This window comes from uncultured Corynebacterium sp., from assembly GCF_902782855.1.
Lineage (GTDB): Bacteria > Actinomycetota > Actinomycetes > Mycobacteriales > Mycobacteriaceae > Corynebacterium.
This window is the reverse complement of sequence record NZ_CACZOO010000094.1, coordinates 1-4,693: the sequence shown is the minus strand read 5'-3', so window position 1 is coordinate 4,693 and position 4,693 is coordinate 1. Positions and strand designations below refer to the sequence as shown.

Here is a 4,693-nt window from a genome sequence, read left to right as displayed (position 1 = left end):
TTCAACCGGCGGAGCGCACGGTCGATGATCTCGCCTTTCTTGACGCGAACTTCGGTATCCATGATTTTCACCCCCTTCCGGCGTTGTCGTTTGCAAAAGTCATATAATATATCACTCCAGAAGCGGCAAGTCAACCCCGCCGCTCCCGTTTTTGCCGTTTGCCGCCGCCCCGGACGTGCCGGGACGGCGTCAGGCCGCCTCACTTCTGGTGATAGACGGTGTGCAGCAGATGGTGCGACTTTTCGCCGCCCGGCTCGCCGAGGAACTCGGCGTCGACCCGATGGACCGGGACGCCCTGGAGCGGGTCTTCGGGACCCGCACGACGCAGGACTGGGTGCGGTGGGCGGACGACCACGATATCCCACTCACTGCGGTGGCCGCCGTCAGCGGATCGTGACCTCACGGGCGATGATCGTCTGCCGCGACTTCTGCTCCTCGGCGGTGAGCCGGGCGGCCTCCCCGGCGCCGGCGAGCTCGTCGAGGGCGGCGGCGATCCGCGCGTCCAGCTTCTCCAGCGGGGCGGCGAACTCCTCGACGGCGACACTGTTGTCCAGGTCGAAGACCGGGACGAGCAGGCCGTGGGTGCGGAACACCCCGGCGAAGCGGGTCTCCTCGCCGAGGTTCAGTTCACCGGCGGCGTGCACACGGGCCAGGGCCGGCAGCAGCAGATCCTCGGTCTCCGGGCGGATCCACCGGATGTGGGCCTTCTCCCCCGGGTCGATCCACCACGCCGCACCGGTGACGGCGGCCTCGACCTTCTCACTCGGCAGCACCGAGTCATTGGCCTGCTGCAGGGTCTGCTGGACCTGTGGGTTGTTCTGCTGGTCCTCGGTGAGCCACCAGTTGAAGTCCTCGGCGACCTCGATGAGCGGGGTCTGTCCTCTGACGAGCAGTGTGTCCAGCGCCGGCTCGGAGCCGTCGGCGACGCCGGTCTCCAGGGACGCGCCCGGCGCGGCGCCCTTCACCCAGTCCAGTGCGAAGGCGAGGTCGCGGTTCGGATTGTCGCCGCGCTGCGCGGTCTGCAGGGCGACGAGTGCCTCGCCCCCCTCCTCCTCGGGGCGGACCAGTGCGGCGACGGCGCCCGGCAGCACGGTGACGATGCGCACCGGGCGGGGGAACGCGGCGTCCGCCACGGTCTCGGCGAGGAAGTGCGCCGAAGGCACGAACTCCTGCATCGCGACGAGGTCCGCCTCGATCGCGAAACCGTCGTAGGGGCGGGGGTCACGCTCGAAGGCGGCGCGCTCGGCGGCGCGGCGGGCGAGCTTCGCCTGGCGGCGGCTCATGCCCTCGGGCAGGGCTTCTTCGTTCTTCTTCTTCTTGGCCACCCGGCCAGTGTATGTCAGCGGCTCAGGCTCCGAGACGGGTCGCCCCCTCGCACCACCCGCGGGCGAGGTCGGGGACGTCCGTGGCTATCCACCGGATGTTGTGGCGGTGGGCCCACCGCACATCGGCCCGACTGTTCAGCGTGTACAGGTAGGTGTCGGACGCCGCGCCCGCCCTGCTTCCCCTGTCTCCCCTGCTTCCCCTGTCTCCCAGGGCCTGCGGTGCGGTCCGTGCGCGGGTCACGGCGAAGCCCGGGGACTGGGCTACACCGGCGGGCTCGCACCGGCGTAGCACAGGCCAGCCCGGGTACTCCTTGCGCAGGTAGATACGGTGGATGCCCGGGTTGATCCGGCGGAACCGGGCGAGAGAACCGGGGTCGAAGGAGATGAGGTGGACCAGGTCACCGCCCGGGCCGGTCGCCATCCCCGCGGCCAGCAGTTCGCGTTGGAGGGCCTGCTCCAGCTGACCGCGACGCTCGGCGACCGTGCCGAGCCGTTTGGTCTCCACGAAGATCTCCGGACGGTACCCGGGGCGCGCGGCGGGGTGCTGCGCGTCCGCGACGAGTTCCAGCAGTTCCGCCAACGTGAGTATCCGCTGTGGACGTTGCGGAGTTCCGACGTTGAGTTCCCGCAGTTCGGCCAGGGTCATGGCGTTGACCGCGCCAGTGCCGTCGGAGGTGCGGTCGACGGTCGGGTCGTGCAGGCACACAGGGACGCCGTCCGCGGTGAGCTGGATGTCGCACTCCACCCCGTCCGCCCCCAGGGCGAAAGCCGCTTCGTAGGCGTCCCTGGTCATTTCCGGGTGGTAGCCGCTGGCGCCGCGGTGCGCGATGATCTCCACGGGGCCCACGGTAGTCCCGGCGGGCACGGCGGGCACGGTAGGCTGAGATCCGTGGCAGAAAACCAGGCAGCCGGCACTCCCCTCCCGTCCGTCAGCGACACGGCACTGGTGTTCGAGGGTGGTGCGATGCGGTCCGCGTTCTCCTCGGCGATGGTGCAGGCGCTGGTGGAGGCGGGTGTCTCCTTCGACTGGACCTACGGCAACTCCGGTTCTGCGGTGCACGTGGCGACGTACCTGTCCCACGAACCCGAGCTGGCCCGTGAGTACTACACGGTCTTCCCCGGTGACCCGCTGTTCGGCGGAATCCGCCCGTTCCTGCGCGGCGACGGGTTCTTCAACACGAAGTACCTCTTCAGCGGCACCGCACGTGTCGAGGACCGGCGCATGGCCCCGGACTGGGCCGCGATGAAGTCCAACCCGGGCGACTTCCGCATCTCCGGGTTCAACGGGCGCACCGGCGAGACCGTGCACTGGTCGAAGCGGGACATGACCGGCCTGGACGACTTCCTGCTGCACGCCCGCGCCTCAGCGTCCCTGCCGGTGCTCATGCCGCCGACCCGGATCGGCGGGGAGGTCTTCTTCGACGGTGCTTTCGGACCGACCGGTGGCATCCCCGTCGACTCCGCCCGGGAGATGGAGGGGTTCGACCGTTTTCTGGTCATCATGACGAGGACGCGGTCGTACCGGAAGAAGCCGACCAGGTTCACCTGGGCCGTGAAGCGGTGGTTCCCGCAGTATCCTGCGCTGGCCGCGTCGATGCATGACCGGCACGTGCGCTACAACCGCACGCGCGACTGGATTTTCGAACAGGAGCGGCTGGGCCGCGCGTACATCTTCGCCCCCCACCGGATGCCGATCAGCAACGGCACCCGCAAGCTCAATGAGCTGGCGGAGACCTATGAGGCCGGGCTGGCGCAGGCCCGCGAGGAGATGCCGCTGATCAGACGGTTCCTCGGGGTCTGACGCGGACTCCGGAGCATTGGGGGCGTCTGCGTCCGCCGTGGACCGGTCGAGGGTGCCGGTGGTGTGCGCCGTCACAGCCGGGGGTACAGCACCGGCCCCGGCACCGGTGGTGAAGTTCAATTTGTCGAACATATTTCTTCGTGAGTTCGATCATTGCACGGCCGGGGTTTTCGGGCCACACTGGAGCCCGTATCAGAACGACCGACGAAAGGACCACGACACATGGCCGTGTACGAACTTCCCGAGCTCCCCTACGCCTACGATGCGCTGGAGCCGCACATCTCCGCCGAGATCATGACCCTCCACCACGACAAGCACCACGCGACCTACGTCGCCGGCGCCAACGCCGCGCTGGAGGCCATCGCGAAGGCCAACGAAGAGGGCGGCAACCCGGACACCATCCGTGCGCTGTCCAAGAACCTGGCCTTCAACCTCGGTGGCCACACCAACCACTCCATCTTCTGGAAGAACCTCTCCCCGAACGGTGGCGGCGAGCCGACCGGCGAGCTGGCCGAGGCCATCAACCGCGACTTCGGTTCCTTCGAGAACTTCAAGGCCAACTTCACCGGTGCCGCCCTCGGCCTGCAGGGCTCCGGCTGGGCCGTCCTCGGCTACGACCACATCGCCGAGCGCCTCGTGGTCCAGGAGCTGACCGACCAGCAGGGCAACACCTCAATCAACCTGACCCCGCTGCTCATGCTGGACATGTGGGAGCACGCCTTCTACCTCCAGTACAAGAACGTCAAGGCCGACTACGTCAAGGCCGTCTGGAACGTCTTCAACTGGGACGACGTCGCCGAGCGCTACGCCGCCGCCAAGGCCTAGTCCGCAGCGTCGTCTCTGCGGCGGACACAGGTCCGACTGCTCCGGGGAACTTTTCCCCGGCGCGGTCCTGCGCCCGCCGGCACATCTGTGAGGTCCTGACACGGGCGCCACAGGGTGGTGTCCATCCCCGGAAACCACCCTGTGGCGCCCGTGCCGCATGTCTGCCGCCACGTTCGGCGCTAGGCTGGCGGCCGTGAGCAAGAAGGCGAAGAAGTCCGGGAAAACAGGCAACCAGCACGGCGCCACACCTGCCGTCCTCACACTGGAGAAGGCCGGGGTGGACTTCACCGTCCGTACCTTCGAGCACGATCCCGAGGTGGAGGACTACGGTGACGAGGCCGCCGCCGCGCTCGACATGCCGGCGCAGCAGATCTGCAAGACCCTGCTCGTCGACCTCGACGGCGGACCGCATGACGGACGCATGGGGGTCGCGGTCGTGCCGGTGACGATGATGCTCGACCTCAAGGGGGTGGCCGCCGCCTTCGGCGCGAAGAAGGCGACCATGGCCGATCCGAAGGCCGCCGAGCGCTCCACCGGCTACGTCGTCGGTGGGATCAGTCCGCTGGGACAGAAGAAGCGCCTGGTCACGGTGGTGGACGAAAGTGCGGCGGCCGAGGCGACCGTCCTCGTCTCCGGGGGACGTCGCGGCTTCGACGTCCAGCTCACCCCGGCCGACCTCGTGGGCATCCTCGATGCCACCGTCGCCCCGATCGGCCGGGCGGACCTGCACCGGTGACCCCTG

Annotated in this window: 6 protein-coding genes; 3 read left to right on the top strand and 3 right to left on the bottom strand. The window is 68.6% G+C overall.

Annotated elements, in window-relative coordinates; all coding sequences use genetic code 11:
• Positions 1-199: 199 nt before the first annotated feature.
• Genes QZV72_RS14880 through QZV72_RS04420 form a run of 3 tightly spaced genes read right to left on the bottom strand, consistent with a single transcriptional unit; the run spans position 200 to position 2,190 of the window.
• On the bottom strand, positions 200-355 hold the full coding sequence (locus QZV72_RS14880) for an iron hydrogenase small subunit (RefSeq protein WP_367119087.1): 156 nt from the start codon (positions 353-355) through the stop codon (positions 200-202).
• A gap of 28 nt (positions 356-383) precedes the next feature.
• Positions 384-1,325: a DUF5926 family protein gene (locus tag QZV72_RS04425; protein ID WP_297005756.1), complete on the bottom strand. Its 942-nt coding sequence runs from the start codon at positions 1,323-1,325 to the stop codon at positions 384-386.
• Positions 1,326-1,347: 22 nt separating this feature from the next.
• Positions 1,348-2,190: a glycerophosphodiester phosphodiesterase family protein gene (locus QZV72_RS04420; protein WP_297005754.1), complete on the bottom strand. Its 843-nt coding sequence runs from the start codon at positions 2,188-2,190 to the stop codon at positions 1,348-1,350.
• A gap of 24 nt (positions 2,191-2,214) precedes the next feature.
• Here QZV72_RS04420 and QZV72_RS04415 point away from each other — a divergent pair, with 24 nt between their 5' ends.
• The 3 genes from QZV72_RS04415 to ybaK all read left to right on the top strand — a co-directional run bounded on the left by QZV72_RS04415 (position 2,215) and on the right by ybaK (position 4,687).
• A complete protein-coding gene (locus QZV72_RS04415) occupies positions 2,215-3,126 on the top strand; it encodes a patatin family protein (protein WP_297005752.1) in 912 nt (303 codons plus the stop codon).
• A 222-nt stretch (positions 3,127-3,348) separates the two neighbouring features.
• Complete coding sequence (locus tag QZV72_RS04410) at positions 3,349-3,951, top strand: superoxide dismutase (protein ID WP_297005750.1); 603 nt, start codon at positions 3,349-3,351, stop codon at positions 3,949-3,951.
• A gap of 193 nt (positions 3,952-4,144) precedes the next feature.
• The gene (gene ybaK / locus QZV72_RS04405; RefSeq protein ID WP_297005748.1) at positions 4,145-4,687 is read left to right on the top strand and encodes a Cys-tRNA(Pro) deacylase; all 543 of its coding nucleotides are present in this window, start codon (positions 4,145-4,147) and stop codon (positions 4,685-4,687) included.
• The last annotated feature ends 6 nt before the right edge of the window (positions 4,688-4,693 follow it).